The sequence below is a fragment of the Embleya sp. NBC_00888 genome, assembly GCF_045207655.1.
Lineage (GTDB): Bacteria > Actinomycetota > Actinomycetes > Streptomycetales > Streptomycetaceae > Embleya.
Window position 1 is genome coordinate 3419534 of the sequence record NZ_CP108785.1, and the last position, 17677, is coordinate 3437210.

The window sequence follows — 17677 nt, forward strand, 5'->3', positions numbered from 1 at the left end:
GTCGGGGCCGACCTCACCTTCGGCGGCCCTCGCGCGTCCACTTGTCGGGACGACCTGTTCGGTCGACCATCGGGACGAACACCGCGACCGAGGAGAGCAGCACGATGAACACACGTCATGCGATCGTCGACACCACCCTCGGCGGGCTGATCGTGGTGGCGGCGCAGGACGCCATCGTGGGTCTGTACTTCCCGCACCACTGGTACATGCCGCCCGAGGAGAGCCTGGGCGCGCGGGTCGAGCACCGGGACGACCCCCTGCTCGCGGCGGCGGCGACCCAGTTGACCGAGTACCTCGCCGGTGAGCGGACCTCGTTCGACCTGCCGCTGGCCACGCACGGCGACCCGTTCCAGGAGCGGGTGTGGGCCATGCTCAGGGAGATCCCCTTCGGTGAGACCACCACCTACGGTGCGCTCGCCGAGCGGTTGGGCAACAGGGCGCTGGCCCAGTCGGTGGGCCAGGCGGTCGGGCACAACCCGATCTCGATCATCGTGGCCTGCCACCGAGTGGTGGGCAGCGACGGGAAGTTGACCGGCTTCGCGGGCGGACTCGAACGCAAGCGGCGGTTGTTGGACCTGGAGGAGTCCGAGAGCACCAAGGCGGCCCGGCTGTTCTGAGCGGTCGGCGCCCGCAGCGCAGCCGAACGGGCACGGGACGCGGTCGACCACGACCTGTGGCGCCCGGTCGCGGCGCTCCCCACCAAGCAGCGGCAGGCGGTCGCCTACCACCACTTCGCGGGCCTGCCCCACCGGGACGTCGCCGAGCTGATCGGCGGGCCGCGGCCGCGGCCCGCCGCGCCGCGGCCGACGGCATCAAGGCCCTGCGCACATCGCTGAGCGCCACTTCGAAGGGAGCGGTCCGACGACGCGGGATCGCCATCAAGTCCGCGCTGCCGAGCCTCGAGGCCGGCCCGTAGCCGCCGGCCCGGAGAAGCCGGTTGCGAGACTTCGACTTACAGTGACATTTATGGACGATTTCTTCGGCGTGTCGGGCGACGAGGCGCCTGGGGACGCGTTGCGCGAACTGGCCGATCAGACGACCCGCCCGGGGTGGACCGCGGCGGACCCCGCGGCGGACCTGCTGCCCAGGCTCCGGGTCGCCTGCGACCTCCCGGGCTCGCCCTGGCGACTGCGCGGCACCGAGGTGCTGCCGGACGGCGTCTACGCCGTCGACGTCGAGCACGCCCGGCCCCGCAGCCCACGCCTGTTGGCCGACGCCATCGAACTGCTCGCCGGCATCGCAGGCCCCGCCTTCTTCGTACGGCACACCGACGCGGCCACCTTCGACTGCGTCACCGGCACCCTCCAGCGCGACACCCCGGGACCCGGCCGGGGGCATCTCCTGCGGTTGCGCCTGGTCGGCCCCGAGCGAGATCGCGGCTCCGTGCTCCGCGCCCACGCGGAGGCCCTGGTGCCGGCCCACTGATCCGGCGCGCCGATCCCGTCCGCCGGCCGCGCGCGCCGATATCCGGTGGTCGGCCGACGGGGTGGGCTGGTTGGATCCGGGCATGGTCATACATCTTCCGGACGGGTACGAGATCTCGACCGATCCGACCCGGCTCGACACCGCGCTGATCCACCGCTGGTTGTCCCTCGACGCGTACTGGGCAATGGGCCGCCCGAGGGAGAAGCAGGACACGGCGATCGCCGGGTCGCTCAACTTCGGGCTCTACGACACGGCGTCCGGGGCCCAGGTCGGCTATGCCCGCGTGGTCACCGACGGGGCCACCTTCGGCTGGCTGTGCGACGTCTACATCGACCCGGCCGTACGCGGCAAGGGCCTGGGCACGGCGCTGGTCGCGGTCATCCGGGACCACCTCGAGCCGGCCGGGCTGCGGCGTCTGATGCTGGCCACCGCGGACGCGCACGCGGTGTACGCCCAGGTCGGCTTCGAACCGCTGGCCGACACCGACAAGTGGATGGTCCTGGGCGAACAGTGAGCCGTCCGGGATCCGTCCGCGACGGATCAGGAACGGAGAAGCGCGGCCCGTTCCCGGCCCCGTAGCGTGAGGCGCGTGGTCGTCGAACGCGATGACCACGCGGTCCCGCCCACCGGTCGCGCTACCCTGCCGGCGAGGCCGGCGCCTCGCCCGTCTCCCTCGGGCCGGGCTCGGCGCGAGATGGACGAGACGCCCGACCGCGCAGGCGGCCCCGCCCAACGGATGGAGACACGATGAGCCCGGTCACCAGGACGGACACGCAGTCGCCCGCGCCGGCCGTCGCCGACAGCCACGACCTGATCCGAGTGCACGGCGCGCGGGTGAACAACCTCAAGGACGTCAGCATCGAGATCCCCAAGCGCCGGCTGACGGTGTTCACGGGTGTCTCCGGCTCGGGCAAGAGTTCGCTCGTGTTCGGCACGATCGCCGCGGAGTCGCAGCGGATGATCAACGAGACCTACAGCGCCTTCGTCCAGGGCTTCATGCCCACGTTGGCGCGGCCCGAGGTCGACGTCCTCGAAGGGCTGACGACCGCGATCATCGTCGACCAGCAGCGGCTGGGTGCCGATCCCCGCTCCACCGTCGGCACCGCCACCGACGCGAACGCGCTGCTGCGCATCCTGTTCAGCCGGCTCGGGAAGCCGCACATCGGCCCGCCCGGCGCGTACGCCTTCAACGTCCCCTCGGTCCGGGCGAGTGGCGCCATCACCGTCGAGCGCGGTGCCAAGAAGGCAGTCAAGGCGACCTTCAACCGCACCGGCGGCATGTGCCCGCGGTGCGAGGGCCGGGGCACGGTCTCCGACATCGATCTCACCCAGCTCTACGACGACTCCAAGTCGATCGCCGACGGCGCGTTCACCATCCCCGGCTGGAAGTCCGACAGTTGGTGGACCGTGCGGACCTACGCCGAATCCGGCTTCCTGGATCCGAACAAGCCGATCCGCAAGTTCACCAAGAAGGAGATGCAGGACTTCCTCTACCACGAGCCGGTCAAGGTGAAGGTCGAGGGCGTGAACCTCACCTACGAGGGGCTGATCCCCAAGATCCAGAAGTCCTTCCTGGCCAAGGACAAGGAGGCGCTGCAGCCGCACATCCGGGCGTTCGTGGAGCGCGCGGTGACCTTCACCACGTGTCCCGAGTGCGAGGGCACCCGGCTCAGCGAGGGGGCGCGGTCCTCGAAGATCAAGCGGGTCAACATCGCCGACGCGTGCGCGATGCAGATCAGCGACCTGGCCGAATGGGTGCGCGGCCTGGACGAGCCGTCGGTGGCGCCGCTGCTGGAGACGCTGGGCCAGACGCTCGACTCGTTCGTGGAGATCGGGTTGGGCTATCTCTCACTCGATCGGCCCTCGGGCACGCTGTCGGGCGGTGAGGCGCAGCGCGTCAAGATGATCCGCCACCTCGGCTCCTCGCTCACCGACGTCACCTACGTCTTCGACGAGCCCACCATCGGCATGCACCCCCACGACATCGAGCGGATGAACAACCTGCTGCTGCGGTTGCGCGACAAGGGCAACACGGTGCTGGTCGTGGAGCACAAGCCGGAGACGATCGTGATCGCCGACCACATCGTCGACCTCGGCCCGGGCGCCGGTACGGCGGGCGGGACCGTCTGCTTCGAGGGCACCGTGGAGGGACTGCGGACCGGCGGTACGGTCACCGGCCGCCATTTCGACGACCGGGCGTCCCTGAAGAAGACGGTGCGCACGCCCACCGGCGCGCTGGAGATCCGCGGCGCGACGCGGCACAACCTGCGCGATGTCGACGTCGACATCCCGCTGGGGGTGCTCGCCGTCGTCACCGGCGTCGCCGGCTCCGGCAAGAGTTCGCTCGTGCAGGGGTCGCTGGTCAACGGTTCGGCGGCCGAGGGCGTGGGCGTGGTGTCGGTCGACCAGAGTGCGATCCGCGGCTCGCGACGGAGCAACCCGGCGACGTACACCGGGCTGCTCGACCCGATCCGCAAGGCGTTCGCGAAGGCCAACGACGTGAAGCCGGCGCTGTTCAGCGCCAACTCCGAGGGCGCGTGCCCGACCTGCAACGGCATCGGCGTGACCTACACCGACCTGGCGATGATGGCCGGCGTGGCCACCCTCTGCGAGGAGTGCGAGGGCAGGCGGTTCGACGCGTCGGTGCTGGAATACCACCTCGGCGGACGCGACATCAGCGAGGTGCTCGCGATGTCGGTGGCCGACGCCCTGGAGTTCTTCGGTACCGGCGAGGCGCGTACGCCGGCCGCATACACCATCCTCGGCCGGCTCGCCGACGTCGGGCTCGGCTATCTCAGCCTCGGCCAGCCGCTCACCACGCTCTCCGGCGGCGAGCGGCAGCGGCTCAAGCTGGCCACCCACATGGCCGAGAAGGGCGGGGTCTACATCCTCGACGAGCCGACCACCGGCCTGCACCTCGCCGACGTCGAGCAATTGCTCGGCCTGCTCGACCGGCTGGTCGACTCCGGCAAGTCGGTGATCGTCATCGAGCACCACCAGGCGGTGATGGCGCACGCCGACTGGATCGTCGACCTCGGCCCCGGTGCCGGCCACGACGGCGGTCGGATCGTCTTCGAGGGCACCCCCGCCGACCTCGTCGCCGCCCGTTCCACCCTCACCGGCGAACACCTGGCGGCCTACGTCGGCGGCTGACCGGGCGTTGCGAGCCTCCGTGCGGCCGCGATTCGTGCTGCGGTTCCTACCGTGGCCGCTGTGGTGGCCCCGGTAGCGGCTCCTCCGCGGCTGGTGTGGCGGCCGGACGGGAGGCGGTCTCGAATCCCGCTCGCGGTCGATGCCGTAGCGACCGTCGAGGCCACCGATTCGGCGTGCCTGTGCGGAGATTCGGGCCAACCGTTCATCTTTTCCTTGCGTGGGTCTATGAACTGTAGGGGGCCCTCGCTAACCTCCAGCGCATGATTTCCACGGTTGTCTGGGGTACCGGGAACGTCGGCCGCGCGGCCATTCGCGCCGTCGAGGCGCATCCGGCGCTGAAGCTCGCGGCGGTTCTCGTGCACAATCCCGACAAGGTCGGTCGCGACGCGGGCGAACTCGCCGGGCTCGACCACGAGTTGGGAGTCGCGGCCGGCGAGGACATCGACGCGGTGTTGGCCGCCGGACCGGGAGCCGTGGTGTACGCGGCGTCCGGCGACATCCGCCCCGACGAGGCGCTCGCCGACATCGTCCGGGCGATCCGAGCCGGGGCCGTGGTGGTCACGCCCGCCCTGTACGCGCTCTACGACCAGCGCAACGCCCCGGCGGAGTTGCGCGAGCCGGTGCTGGACGCCATCGCCGCCGGCGGCGGGTCGTTGTTCGTCTCGGGTGTCGACCCGGGCTGGGGCAATGACGTACTGCCGCTGCTGATCAGCGGATTGGGCACCACGGTGGACGCGATCCGCTGCCAGGAGATCTTCGACTACTCCACCTACGACCAGGAGGACTCGGTCCGCAATCTGGTCGGCATGGGTCAGCCGATGGACTACGGCGCGCCGATGTTGTGGCCGGAGATGCCGACCATGGTGTGGGGCGGGCAGATCCGGTTGATGGCCCGGGCGTTGGGCGTCGAGTTGGACGAGATCCGCGAGACGATGGACCGCCGTCCGCTGGAGACGACCGTTCGGACCACCACGATGGGCGAGTTCGAGGCCGGGACCCAGGGCGCGGTGCGGTTCGAGGTGCAGGGCATCGTCGGCGGCGAACCCCGGATCGTGATCGAGCACGTGACCCGCATCCACCCCTCCTGCGCGCCCGACTGGCCGGTCCCGCCCAACGGGGACGGGGCGCACCGCGTGGTCATCGAGGGACGCCCGCGGATCGAGGTCACGGTCGAGGCCACCGACGAGGGCACGAACCGGTCGGCGGGCGGCAACGCCACCGCGGTCGGTCGGCTCGTCGGCGCCATCGACTGGCTGGTGGCCGCCGAGCCGGGGCTCTACGACGCGCTCGACATTCCGCTCCGTCCCGCAGTCGGCAAGCTCGGAAGGAAGTAACCATGCGCATCGACATTCCCGAGGACAAGGACCCGCTCGCCTACGTGTGGGCGGAGATGGTGCCCGAGATCGGGATCGCCGCCTCCACCTTCTCGATGAAGGTCTACGACGCCTCGAAGCTGGGGCTGCGCGAGTTCGAGGCCGCGCGGCTTCGGATCGCGCAGATCAACGGGTGCATCTTCTGCCTGGACTGGCGCACCGAGCGGGACGGGGAGAAGGTCGAGGACGGGTTCGACGTCGCGGTCACCGAGTGGCGCAGCACCGAGGTCTTCGACGACCGCACCCGGCTGGCCGCCGAGTACGCCGAGCGGTACGCGGTGGACCACCACAACCTGGACGACGAGTTCTGGGCCCGGATGACCGCGCACTACACCCAGGCCGAGATCGTCGAGCTGAGCATGGCCATCGGCTCCTGGCTGGCCTTCGGTCGGCTCAACCACGTGCTGGGCCTCGACTCGGTGTGCGTCCTGCCCGGCCACTGACCGACCCCGGGCGGCCCCCGGCCCCGTGTTCCGGGGATCGGTGGGCCGCCGCCGGGGAGCACGTGAACCGCGGCGAATCGCGCGAGCGCGATGCCGAGGTCGGCGCGTGGACGCCGGCGCTCACGCGGGGACGTCGCCGAGCGTGGCGGCGAGTGCCCTGATCACCTCGGCGGCCAGCACGGCCTGGCCCGACGTGGAGAAGTGGATGCCGTCCCGGCTCAGCAGATTCGGCCGGTCGTTGATCGGGTGGTCCCAGGAGTCGACGAGCACGGCGTGGTGTTCGCGGGCGAGTTCGCGGGTGATGTCGTTGACCCGGCACACCCGGTCCGGCCAGTCCGGGAATCGCGGGACCACGAAGGCCCGGCCGAGGGTGAAGACGGTCGTCCGCGCACCGGTGTCGGCGGCGATCTCGAACAGTCGCCGCAAGGACCGCTCGATGGCGGTGAAGTCGGGCGTCGCGTGGAACAGGTCGTTGGGGCCGCTGGGCAGGTGGATCAGGTCGGGGCCGAAGGCGAGCATGCGATCGGTCTGGGTCGCCAGCGTCCCGGCGGTGGTGGCGCCGACCTCGGCGAGATTCAGGTAGGCCAGGTCGGGCCGGACGTCGCCGAGTACACCCGCGACCCGGTCGGCCCAGCCCAGGGCGCCGTACCCCGGGCTCGGGTCGCCGACTCCGGCGGAGAGGCTGTCGCCGATGACGGCGAAGCGGCGCCACGGCGCGTCGGCGAGCAGGCGTGCGGCGTGCGCCGGGGACAGGCAGAACGGGTCGGATTCCTCGGTGAGGACGTGCGTGGTCTCGGTCACGAAAGTAAACGTACGATCGTTCGTGTGGATTCTGCAAGAAGGTGGCAGGATGGACCCATGAGCGAGCCAGAGCAGCCGACGGCGGTCGCCGAGCCGACGTCGAGCACCGCCGATCGAGTCACCCCGGAGACCTCCGATCAGCGGCTGCTGCGCGGCGCCCGGGCCAGACGGGAGATCGCCCGGCATGCCGTCGAGGTGGCCTCGGCGGAGGGGCTCAACGGGCTCAGCATCGGTCGGCTGGCCGGTGACCTCGGGTTGAGCAAGAGCGGCATCGCGACCCTGTTCGGGTCGAAGGAGAAGGTGCAACTGGCCGCCGTCGCGTCGGCGGGCGAGGCGTTCGTGGACGCGGTCGTGCGGCCCGCGTCGAGCGCGCCGCACGGCGCGGCACGGGTGCGCGCGCTGACCGAGTACTGGATCGCCTACGCCGAGGCGCCGTTGTTCGCCGGCGGCTGTTTCTGGGGGGCGAATCTCGCCGAGTTCGACAGCCACCCGGGCCCGGTCCGCGACGCGCTGCTGCGGCAACACGGGGACTGGCTCGCGCTGCTCGCCCGCGAACTCCGGTACGCCGCGGACACGGGCGAACTCGCCGGATCGGACGCCGACTTGGTCGCCTTCCAACTGGACGCGGTGCTCAAGGCGGCGAACATCGCCCTGCGCTGCGGCGACGACCGGGCCGGGGACCGGATCCGGCGCGTGCTCGACGGTTTCCTGACACCGCGCGCCTGAGGTCGACGGCGCACCCGTGCACCGGATCCCCGCTTTGCCCGGCTCGGTGCGCACGGGTCCGCCCCGCGTCCCGCCGCCCCGGCGAAATCCGGTGGCTCCGCCGCCGACCCGGCCCTAGGGTCGGCGCAGCGGGATTGCGCAGTTCCGCAGGTTGCGGTGCCGTGGCAGAGCGGCCCATTGCGATCGACGTGGCGGAGGTCTCCCGCCGCGTCGACTGACGGGGGTACGGCGGGCCTGCCCGACCCTGTCCGCGGGTTCGAATCCCGTCGGCACCGCGACCGCCCGCCTCCGGGACCGCCCGCCTCCGGGACCGCCCGCCTCCGGGACCGCCCGCCTCCGGGACCGCCCGGCGCCGGGGGCGCGGGCCCGTCGGTGATCAGGTGCGCGGCTTCGCGCGCACGTGCATGCGTTCGCCCTGTCGGCCGAACAGGCTGAGGATCTCCACCGGGCGCCCGTCCGCGCTGCCGAACCAGTGCGGCAGCCTGGTGTCCCACTCGGCGGCCTCACCGGGACCGAGAACCAGATCGTGGTCGGCCAGGACCAGTCGCAGTCGGCCGTCCAGCACATACAGCCACTCGTAGCCCTCGTGAGTGCGCAGATTCGGCTCGGTGCCCCGGTCGGCGATGATCATCTTGAATGCCTGGAGCGGGCCCGGACTTCGGGTCAGCGCCACCGACGTACCACCGCTGGGCAGCGCCCGCGGCGTCAGGCGGACCCTCGGGTCGCCCACCTCGGGAGCGCCGACCAACTCGTCCAGGGGCACGTGGTACGCGCCGGCCAGCGGCAACAGCAACTCCAGGCTGGGGCGGCGCTGTCCGGACTCCAGCCGGGACAGGGTGCTCTTGGAGATGCCGGTCGCCTCGGAGAGCGCGGCCAAGGTGAGGCCGCGTTGCGCGCGCAGGCGTCTGAGCCGAGGCGCGACCTCGTCGAGGACCGTTCGGTACGGCGGTGCTTTCTCCATGGGGGCATTCCACCGCGCCGTCCCGGGATTGGCAACAAGAGTTGCCGGACCCGTACCCCGGGTGCACCCTCCTCGGCATGAACCCACACGGCAGCACCGACCCCGGGTCCGGACACCACCACATCGACATCGACTGGGAGCGCATGGCCGCCCACCTGGAAGCCGTCGGCGACGTGCAACTCCCGGTCCTGCGCCGGACGGCGGCCCGGCTGCGGGAACTGCTCGGCCCGACGCGGGACGTGCGGCGCGTGCTGGACATCGGCAGCGGGCCGGGCGTGATGGCCTGCGTGTTCGCCGAGGAGTTCGAGGGTGCCGAGGTGGTCGCCGTGGACGGTGCACCCGGGTTGCTGGATCGCGTGCGGGCGCGGGCCGAGCGACTGGGCCTGGGCGGTCGAGTGTCCGTGCGATGCGCGGAGTTGCCCGAGGACGTGGTCGGCGGGGATCGGGTCGGGGTGGACGGTCCGGGCACGGCGGATCTGGTCTGGAGCGGCATGGCCCTGCACCATGTCGGCGATCAGCAGGCGATGGTGGACGGGCTCGCCCGCGTGGTGCGGCCCGGCGGCCTGCTCGCCGTGGCGGAGGCCGGCCTGCCGATGCGCTTCCTCCCGCGCGACATCGGCATCGGCAAGCCCGGCCTCCAGGCCCGGCTGGACGCCGCCGGGGAGCACTGGTTCGAGCTCATGCGCGCCGAACTGCCGGGCAGCACCGATGTGATCGAGGACTGGCCCGCGATGCTCGGCCGCGCCGGACTCACCGACGTCGGCGGTTTCACCACACTCCTGGACGTACCGGCTCCGCTGAGCGCTCCGGCTCGGGCCTTCCTGAGCGGCCACTTGACCCGGGCGCGGGAGACGGTCGGCGAGTTCCTGGACGACGTGGACCGCACGACGCTCGACGTACTGCTCGACCCGGCGGCGCCGGAGGGGGTCCTGCGTCGGCCCGACGCCTTCCTGCTGTCCGTCGGCACGGTCTTCACGGGTGTGCGCCCGGCCCGCTGATCGTGCCGGACACGCGGGTTCCGCGCGGGCCGGACCCGGCCGGCCCGGGTGGCGGCCCGCACGCATCGCATCCGGCCGGTGAGCCGACCACCGGGCCTCGCAGCCACCAGGAAACGGAGTTCACGGTGAAGGCAACCAGTGCGCAACCGCACGTGACGACCACCGCAGGCGCGATACGGACACCCGCGGTGCGATGGGCACTGACCGGTCTCTCGCTCTCCATGCTGCTGTCCTCGCTGGGCACCAGCGTCGCCAACGTCGCCCTGCCGACGTTGACGCACTCCTTCGAAGCGTCCTTCCAGGCGGTGCAATGGGTCGTCCTGGCCTATCTCCTCGCGATCACCACCGTGATCGTCAGCGTCGGACGGCTCGGCGACATCATCGGTCGGCGCCGGCTGCTGCTGTCCGGGATCCTGCTGTTCACGGTGGCCTCGGTGTTGTGCGGCAGCGCCCCCACGCTGTGGCTGCTGGTCGCCGCGCGGGCCGCGCAGGGGCTCGGCGCGGCCGTGATGATGGCCCTGACCATGGCGTTCGTGGGCGAGACGGTGCCCAAGGAGCGGACCGGCAGCGCGATGGGGCTGCTCGGCACGATGTCCGCGATCGGTACCGCCCTCGGACCGTCCCTGGGCGGTGCGTTGATCGCCGGGCCCGGGTGGCGGGCGATCTTTCTCGTCAACGTGCCCCTGGGCGTGGTGACGCTGGCCCTCGCGCATCGGTACCTGCCCGCCGATCGCGCGGGATCCGGCCCGGTTCGGGCGCGGTTCGACCATGTGGGCACGCTGCTGCTCGCCCTGACGCTCGCCGCCTACGCGCTCGCCATGACGATCGGGCGCGGAAGCTTCGGGGTGCTCAACGCGGCCCTGCTGGTGGTCGCCGCGATCGGAGTGGGTTTGTTCGTCCGGGCCGAGGCGAGGGCCGTCGCGCCGTTGTTGCGCTTGGCGATGTTCCGGGATCCGGTGCTGAGCGCGAGCCTGGCGATGAGCACGCTCGTCTCGACGGTGATGATGGCCACGCTGGTGGTCGGGCCGTTCTACCTCGCCCGCACACTCGAACTGGACGAGGCCCGGGTGGGGTTGGTGTTGTCGGTCGGTCCGATCGTCGCCGCGCTGACCGGGGTGCCGGCCGGCCGGATCGCGGACCGTTTCGGCGCACGGCGGATGACCGTCGTCGGGTTGACCGGGATCGCGGTCGGCGCCCTCGTGTTGTCGGTGACTCCGGCGCGGTTCGGCGTGGTCGGCTACCTTGCGCCGATCGTGGTCGTCACCGCCGGATACGCGGTGTTCCAGACCGCGAACAACACCGTCGTCATGGCCGACATCCGGCCGGATCAACGCGGCGTGGTGTCCGGCATGCTCAACCTGTCGCGCAATCTCGGGCTGATCACCGGTACATCGGTGATGGGCGCGGTGTTCGCGGTGGCGTCGGCGACGAACGACGTGGCGACGGCCCGGGGTGGGGCCGTCGCCACCGGGACGCGGGTCACCTTCGCGGTCGCGGCGACGCTGATCGTCGTCGCGCTCGCGCTCGCGATCGGTGGGCGGGTGCTCGCGCGGCGCATGTCGCCCGGGTGATCGCGGTGGCACTCGGACCGCGCCGGCCATCCGGCGGCGGCGCGGGTGCGGCGGCGGTTGCGGTCAGGCCGGCCCTTCTCCGGAGCGGGTCAGGGACCAGGCGTGGGCGAACAGGTCGGGTAGGGTGCGCTCGACGGTGGAGCGGGAGGTGATCACGCGCCCTCCGGGGGTGAGGGTCACCCCGAGAAGACCTGCCTTCCAGGTCTCCATCGCTGGGATCCCCCTCGTCGTGGCCCCCACCCAGGCGCCGGGCAGGAAGAGCGTGCGTCCGGCGCGGGTGCGCTTGTCCTGGACGACGAGATCGGTGTCGGCCAGCGCGGCGCGGGCCTTGCGGTGGCGGGCCGGACTCCAGTGGTTCCAGCGCCGGGTGTGGGCGTCGGTGGGCGACTCCAAGACCAGAAGTTGCAGGTACAGCGTGGCCGCGTCGGCGTGCAGGCCCAGTTCGTCGGCGACCCGCGCGACCAGGTCGGGGGCGGAGGCACCGGGATTCGCCTCGTACTGGCCGGGGGACAGGTCGTCGGAGGCGACTCGCTTCGCGATGTCGTCGAAGTAGGTGCCGCGTATGCGGTCGACGGCCGTGATGCCTTCGGACTTCGGGTCGATGCGGCGCAGGATCTGCGAACGTGCGTCGTCGCCAAGGTGGGCCGGTCGGAAGTAGGCGGTCGGAACCGGGGTCCAATTCGAGTGTTTATGGGGCGGGTTGAGGAAGGCCACGGTGAGTCCGTCGTCGATCGACGGGCGCTGGAAGGGTTCGGGGCCGTGGTAGGGCGTCTTTCCGAACAGTTGCTCCAACGCCTCCATGGTGATCGCGGATTCGTCGAACTTCGAGCTCGCGTACAAAAGCACGCCAGGGTGTTCGAGCCGATTCCGCAGGGCCGTGATCACCGCGGGGATGCCGGACCGGACCGGGTCGCCGGCCGGCAACTCGGCGTACAACACCGGGAGGAGAGTCGCGATGTCCTTGATCAGGTTGTGGATGTGGAGCGATCGCGTCAGATCCGCGATGTGCGCGCCGTTGTGGCTGTCGCGCAGCGGCGTGTCCTGGTCGGTGCTCAGGATCGGTTCGTCGGCGGGGCGCGCGAACGCCGCGCACAGGTCGGCCGCCGCCGTCCTGGCGCCCAGGCCGCCCACGTGGGTGAGGGTCTCGGGCGGGATCGGGACGTGCACTCCGTATGTGGCCTGCCACGCGGCGGCGACACGGCCCGCGAGGTCGCGGGGGCCGGTGGGCTCCCAGAGTGCCGCGGGGTCGTCGGGCAGGACGTTCGCGAACAGCCGCAACTGTGCCTGCGCGGTCAGCGATGCCAACTCCCCGAGTCCGACCTCGCATTCGGTGACCTTGAGGGCCATGACCCGGCGTTCGTGGTCGGCGGCCCGCATGGTCAACCCGGTGTCACGCGGGCTGCCGGCCAGGATCAGCGCGGCTCCGGGGCGGGACAGGCCGGTGGCCAGGCTCAGTTCGTCCACCGCGGCGGGGTCCCACGGCATCGGACCCCGGGTGCGCACGAGGTGCACGAGGCGGCGCAACTGCTGTGCGGTGCCCCAGCCGGGCGCGGGCTCGGCCGCGTCCTCCAGGGTGCCCAGGCCGGGTGGCTCGGCGTCACCGGCCCGCAGTTCGAGGGCGAGACGGAGGCCGTAGGGCGGCCCGACCACGACCGTCGCACCACGCTCGTCGCGCGCGCCGACGCCGTCGCGGACCCGACCGATGCGCAGGCGGGCCTCGGGATCGGCGAAGACCGTGTCCGCCCACGACTCCAGGAACGTGAGGAGTCGTTCGCGGCGTTCGGGCCGGACGGCGGGTGTGGCCGCGCGGAGCGCGAGCACGCCGATCCGCCCGATGCAGCGGACCCAGTGTCCTGCCAGGACCACCGGGGGACCGCCCGTGCCCGCCGGTGGATCCCACGTGTGGGAGAGGTAGCCGGCGGTGTGCTCGATACCGGTGAACACTCGTGTGAGTGAGGCCTCGGCGCCGCCGATCAGGCGCCGTAGCTCGCTGTCCGTTTGGTGGTCGTCCACTCGGTCCGCTGGATGCGTCATGCGGATATCCCTATCGGACCGCGCCGACGCCGGGGACTCCGGCGGCGCGGGACGCACACCACGGGAGGTGGTTCAGTCGACGACGTACCAAGCGTTGCCGAGGTACTGGAGGGTGCGGTCGCCGATGTCGCTCGAGGTGAAGGTGGTGGAGGCCTGGATCGCCGCGGCCGGGATCAGCACCTTGTCGGATGGGCGTACCGAGACCCGCTTCGGGTCCACCGTGGCGCTTTGCAGGGACTTCTTCTGCGACGCGGAGATCATTCGGAAGACGACCGCGAAGCTGGAGGTGCACGGGCCGGCGCCCTCGGCCTCGGCCTTCTTCGCCCCGGGACCGGCGATCTCGCAGACCGTTGTGATGTCCTCACGGCCGAGGGCGTGCAGGTACTGCTCGTAGCGTTGGACCGCCGCCTCGGTCGTCTTGCCCTGGGCCGGCTGTGTTCCCGAGCCGGCCGATGGCGTCTGCGACGCGGACGTGGCCGGTGGCGCGGATGTCGGTGCCGTCGGTGGGGTCGAGGATTGCGCGGTCGTCGAGGGCGGGGCCGCCGGGGACGACGGCGCCGGCGGGGGCGAGGTTCGGTCTTTGGCGGAGTCGGAGTCGTTGCACGCCGCCAACAACAGGACGGCGGATACGGTCACGCCCACGATTGCCCGCATGTGGTTCTCCCGTCGGTGAGATCACAGGCGGCCGATGGTACTTCCGTCGACGGTCGGCCCGCCGGCGTCGGGCGGCCCCGCCGGGGGAGGGCGGGGCGCACGAGCGCGACTTTGCCTTCGCCTCGGCGAGCCCAGGGAGCGATGAACGGGGCCTGGCCGGGGATCAGTCCCCGACCGCCGACGAGGAGGATCACGACGGCCTCGAACGGGATGTCGTCGTGGTTGGCGATGGCGAATTGTGTGTTCGCCAGGACCACCAGGGCGTCGCCCGCCTCCACGTCGAACGTGCCGTCGTCCATGGTCACGGTGAGCCGGCCGGAGATCGCGACGAAGATCTCCTCCCGGTCGAGGGCGTGCGGCGGGGCCGAGCTGCCGGGCTTGAGGGTGAGCCGCCAGGCGGAGTTCTCGCTGGAGCCCCGGCTGGGCGCGGCCGGAACACAACGCCCCGACCCCGCCGACGGACGGGCCAAGCGCCTGCATCCGGCGCCGGGAGGGCGGGAGATGCTCGATCTGGTGCGCGCGTTTCACGCCGACTTCGAGCGCCGGCTGACGGAGCGGGCCGGTGCGCGCCCCGTCGCGCGCACTCGCGAGACGCTGACCCGGATCGTGGCCGACACCCCCGGCTCGGACCCGACCCGGCTCTTCCGCTCCGTCCAGGGCTGCCCCGCGTTCGGGCCGGGCGGGTCAGGTCTGGGCGGTCAGGAGGGTCCACCAGGGGGTCGGTTGGGTGGGGTCGATGGTGGTGACGCGGTCGCCGGGGCGGGGGATGGCCAGTTGTACGTCCTTCGCCTTGGCCTCGTGCCACAGGCGGTCGACGGGCTCGGCCCAGGGGTGCAGGGCCAGGTTGAAGGTGGCCCAGTGCACCGGGAGCAGCACCTTGCCGCCGAGGTCGAGGTGGGCGGCGATCGCCTCTTCCGGGTTCATGTGGATGTCGGGCCAGCTCGGGCTGTAGGCACCGATCGGCATCAGGGTCAGGTCGAACGGGCCGTGGGCCGCGCCGATGCGGGCGTAGCCGTCGAAGTACCCGGAGTCGCCGGCGTAGAAGACCCGGTGCCGGGCGCCCGCGACGACCCAGGAGCCCCACAGGGTGTCGTTGCGGCGCAGGGTGCGACCGGAGAAGTGGCGGGCCGCGGTGGCGGTGAAGCGCAGGCCGGCGACGGCCGCGTCCTCCTCCCAGTCGAGCTCGATGATCCTGGAGGCGGGCACGTTCCAGCGCTCCAGGTGCGCGCCGATGCCCAGGGGGACCAGGAACGGCGCGGTCTGGGTCGCGGTGAGTTCGAGGATCGTCGCCCGGTCGAGGTGGTCGTAGTGGTCGTGCGAGATGACCACGGCGTCCAGGGTGGGCAGCGCGGCCAGCGGTACCGGGAGCGGGTGCAGCCGTCGTGGGCCCACGAGTTGGGAGGGGGACACCCGCTCGCTCCACACCGGGTCGAACAGCACGCGGCGGCCCTCGATCTCGACGAGGGTGGTGGCGTGGCCGTACCAGATGGCGCTGAGGCCGTCCGTGGGCGGCAGCGTGGTGGGGGCGGTGACCAGGGGTACGGGTCCGGCGGGCCGGCGCTCGCTGCGGTTGCGGAGCATCTGCCCGATGAGTTGCGGTGCGCTGCCGGCCGTGAGCATGTCGGCGGGGACGGGGTTGCGGAACGCGCCGTCCTGGAACTGTGGCGAGCGCAGGAAGCGGGCGAGTCGTTCGCCCTCCGCCTTGCCGCCGAACTCCGCCGGTACGTCGCGCAGTGCCCAGCCGGCCGCGGCCAGCGCCAGCCCGCCCGCCACCAGTCGCCGAGCCGAAGTGTTTCCCGCCATCCGTCACACTCTCCTCGTGTCGTCCTCGGATGCTTCAACCGCCGGCGGGCGTGACACGTTCCCCGATTCGTGATTGTGGACACCGTGGGGTGCGGCCGTTCGACGTCCTTGCCATCTCTATTACTTGACTGCATCATGCATTTGATCGATCGAGTCAAGCGAAACGAGGCACGGCGATGAACCCCGATGAGCTGTTGGACGAGCACGACGCGGTGGGGCTGGCCGGTCTCGTACGCCAAGGCGCGGTCGAGCCGGCCGAGATCCTGGACGCCGTGATCGCCCGGATCGGGGAGCGCGACCCGCTCCTGCGCGCGTTCGTGTCCACGCGGTTCGAGGCGGCCCGGGCCGAGGCCGAGGGGGAGTTGCCCGACGGGCCGCTGCGCGGGGTCCCGTTCGCGGTGAAGGACCTCGGCTGCGACGTCGCGGGCATGGTGAGCACGCAGGGATCGCGCCTGTTCGCCGACGCGATCGCCGAGCACGACGGTGCGTTGGTCGCCCGCTATCGCCGGGCCGGGCTGGTGGTCGTCGGCAAGACCAACACCCCCGAGTTCGGCAAGAACGCCAGTACCGAGCCGCTCCTGCACGGCCCCTCGCACAACCCCTGGCGGCTCACCCACTCCACCGGCGGCTCCTCCGGCGGTTCGGCCGCCGCCGTGGCCGGCGGCATGCTGCCCGCCGCGCACGCCAACGACGGGGGCGGCTCGATTCGCATCCCGGCCGCCTGCTGCGGACTGTTCGGGCTCAAGCCCTCACGCGGACGTGTCCCCGACGACCACGGTCTGTCCGGGCTGGCCTACCCGCTGTCCATCGCGCACGCGGTCACCCGTACGGTGCGCGACTCGGCCGCGCTGCTCGACGTCGTCGCCGGTCCGCTTCCCGGCGACCCGTACGCCGCGCTGCCGGCGCCGCCCGGCGGATCGTTCCTCGGCGCGCTGGACGCCGCGCCCGGCCGGCTGCGCGTCGGCTTCTCGACCGCCAACGTGGACGGGGTCGCCGCGCACCCGGCGGCGGTCCGCGCGGTCGAGCGTACGGCGGCGCTGCTCGCCGAACTCGGCCATCGGGTCGAGGAGGGCGCACCGGTCTGGGACGGTCCGGCGACCGGCGCGGCCCTGGGCCAGGTGATGGCGGCGGCCACCCACACGCAGATCGAGGATCGGCTCGCCGAACTCGGCCGCGAGCTGCGCGAGGACGACATCGAACCGTTCACCCGGGCCGTGTACGAGCGTACGGCCGCGATGCGCGCGCAGGACCTGGTCCGGGCGTTGCAGACGGTGGTTCGGATCGGCCGCGAGGTCGCGCCCTTCTTCGACGCCCACGACGTGTGGCTGAGCCCGACGTTGGGCGTTCCGGTCCCCGAACTCGGCGTCCTGGACACGAGCGACCCGGCGAGCATGTACGCGAACGCCGCCAGGATGACCTGGTTCACCTCGGTGTTCAACGTCTCCGGGCTGCCGGCCGCGAGTGTGCCGGCGGGGTTCGACGAGGCGGGGCTGCCGGTGGCGATCCAGCTCACCGGCAGGATGGGTGCCGAGGCGCAACTGCTGCGGATGGCGGCGCAGTTGGAAGAGGCGGCGCCGTGGGCCGGGCGGGCGCCGTGGCCGCCGGCGGCGGTGGGCGGCTGACGGCGGGCGACCGGGCCGGCCGGCGGGCCGTCGTCGGTGACCGGCGCCCGGACCCGGAGGCCGTACCTCGGGCCCGTCGTCGTGCGTTCGCGGACGACGGGCCCGAGGCCGCG

Annotated in this window: 17 protein-coding genes and 1 tRNA gene; 12 read left to right on the forward strand and 6 right to left on the reverse strand. The window is 72.0% G+C overall.

From position 1 onward, the window contains the following. Positions 1-104: 104 nt before the first annotated feature. The 7 genes from OG948_RS49280 (at position 105) to OG948_RS49310 (ending at position 6394) form a co-directional block, all read left to right on the forward strand. Complete coding sequence (locus OG948_RS49280) at positions 105-617, forward strand: methylated-DNA--[protein]-cysteine S-methyltransferase (protein ID WP_331771574.1); 513 nt, start codon at positions 105-107, stop codon at positions 615-617. Positions 618-671: 54 nt separating this feature from the next. Then, positions 672-836, forward strand: coding sequence for a sigma factor-like helix-turn-helix DNA-binding protein (locus OG948_RS49285; protein ID WP_406300905.1), 165 nt, complete (start codon positions 672-674; stop codon positions 834-836). 130 nt (positions 837-966) lie between these two features. Further along, positions 967-1425 (forward strand): hypothetical protein, encoded by a 459-nt coding sequence (locus tag OG948_RS49290; RefSeq protein ID WP_331771575.1) that lies wholly within the window; start codon positions 967-969, stop codon positions 1423-1425. Between the two features lie 82 nt (positions 1426-1507). Continuing rightward, a complete protein-coding gene (locus tag OG948_RS49295) occupies positions 1508-1939 on the forward strand; it encodes a GNAT family N-acetyltransferase (protein ID WP_331771576.1) in 432 nt (143 codons plus the stop codon). A 233-nt stretch (positions 1940-2172) separates the two neighbouring features. Continuing rightward, positions 2173-4578: an excinuclease ABC subunit UvrA gene (locus OG948_RS49300; protein ID WP_331771577.1), complete on the forward strand. Its 2406-nt coding sequence runs from the start codon at positions 2173-2175 to the stop codon at positions 4576-4578. Between the two features lie 260 nt (positions 4579-4838). After that, complete coding sequence (locus OG948_RS49305) at positions 4839-5912, forward strand: dihydrodipicolinate reductase (RefSeq protein ID WP_331771578.1); 1074 nt, start codon at positions 4839-4841, stop codon at positions 5910-5912. A gap of 2 nt (positions 5913-5914) precedes the next feature. After that, positions 5915-6394, forward strand: a complete 480-nt coding sequence (locus tag OG948_RS49310) for a carboxymuconolactone decarboxylase family protein (RefSeq protein ID WP_331771579.1) — start codon at positions 5915-5917, stop codon at positions 6392-6394. 120 nt (positions 6395-6514) lie between these two features. Here the strand turns inward: OG948_RS49310 and OG948_RS49315 are convergent, their stop codons facing one another. Then, positions 6515-7195 carry an SGNH/GDSL hydrolase family protein gene (locus OG948_RS49315; RefSeq protein ID WP_331771580.1) on the reverse strand — a complete coding sequence of 227 codons (681 nt, stop codon included), beginning with the start codon at positions 7193-7195 and terminating at the stop codon, positions 6515-6517. Positions 7196-7252: 57 nt separating this feature from the next. Between OG948_RS49315 and OG948_RS49320 the strand changes: the two genes are divergently transcribed. Both OG948_RS49320 and OG948_RS49325 read left to right on the forward strand, forming a co-directional pair. Beyond that, a complete protein-coding gene (locus OG948_RS49320; protein ID WP_331771581.1) occupies positions 7253-7921 on the forward strand; it encodes a TetR family transcriptional regulator C-terminal domain-containing protein in 669 nt (222 codons plus the stop codon). A gap of 155 nt (positions 7922-8076) precedes the next feature. After that, a tRNA-OTHER gene (locus OG948_RS49325) sits at positions 8077-8196 on the forward strand. A gap of 101 nt (positions 8197-8297) precedes the next feature. On the opposite strand, the gene OG948_RS49330 is transcribed toward OG948_RS49325, so the two are convergent. Continuing rightward, the gene (locus OG948_RS49330) at positions 8298-8882 is read right to left on the reverse strand and encodes a helix-turn-helix domain-containing protein (RefSeq protein ID WP_331771582.1); all 585 of its coding nucleotides are present in this window, start codon (positions 8880-8882) and stop codon (positions 8298-8300) included. 77 nt (positions 8883-8959) lie between these two features. Between OG948_RS49330 and OG948_RS49335 the strand changes: the two genes are divergently transcribed. Both OG948_RS49335 and OG948_RS49340 read left to right on the forward strand, forming a co-directional pair. Next, positions 8960-9880 carry a class I SAM-dependent methyltransferase gene (locus tag OG948_RS49335; RefSeq protein WP_331771583.1) on the forward strand — a complete coding sequence of 307 codons (921 nt, stop codon included), beginning with the start codon at positions 8960-8962 and terminating at the stop codon, positions 9878-9880. A gap of 125 nt (positions 9881-10005) precedes the next feature. After that, positions 10006-11451: an MFS transporter gene (locus OG948_RS49340; RefSeq protein ID WP_331771584.1), complete on the forward strand. Its 1446-nt coding sequence runs from the start codon at positions 10006-10008 to the stop codon at positions 11449-11451. 63 nt (positions 11452-11514) lie between these two features. On the opposite strand, the gene OG948_RS49345 is transcribed toward OG948_RS49340, so the two are convergent. From OG948_RS49345 to OG948_RS49360, 4 genes are all read right to left on the reverse strand, one after another. After that, entirely contained in the window at positions 11515-13485 is a 1971-nt protein-coding gene (locus OG948_RS49345; protein ID WP_331771585.1) for a hypothetical protein, read from the reverse strand. A gap of 72 nt (positions 13486-13557) precedes the next feature. Beyond that, positions 13558-14139 (reverse strand): hypothetical protein, encoded by a 582-nt coding sequence (locus tag OG948_RS49350; protein ID WP_331771586.1) that lies wholly within the window; start codon positions 14137-14139, stop codon positions 13558-13560. Further along, positions 14118-14609 (reverse strand): cupin domain-containing protein, encoded by a 492-nt coding sequence (locus OG948_RS49355; protein WP_331771587.1) that lies wholly within the window; start codon positions 14607-14609, stop codon positions 14118-14120. The genes OG948_RS49350 and OG948_RS49355 overlap by 22 nt, the downstream gene beginning before the upstream one ends. Positions 14610-14823: 214 nt before the next feature. After that, positions 14824-15942 (reverse strand): MBL fold metallo-hydrolase, encoded by a 1119-nt coding sequence (locus OG948_RS49360; protein WP_331771588.1) that lies wholly within the window; start codon positions 15940-15942, stop codon positions 14824-14826. A 176-nt stretch (positions 15943-16118) separates the two neighbouring features. Here OG948_RS49360 and OG948_RS49365 point away from each other — a divergent pair, with 176 nt between their 5' ends. Continuing rightward, complete coding sequence (locus tag OG948_RS49365) at positions 16119-17564, forward strand: amidase family protein (protein ID WP_331771589.1); 1446 nt, start codon at positions 16119-16121, stop codon at positions 17562-17564. Positions 17565-17677 lie beyond the last annotated feature (113 nt).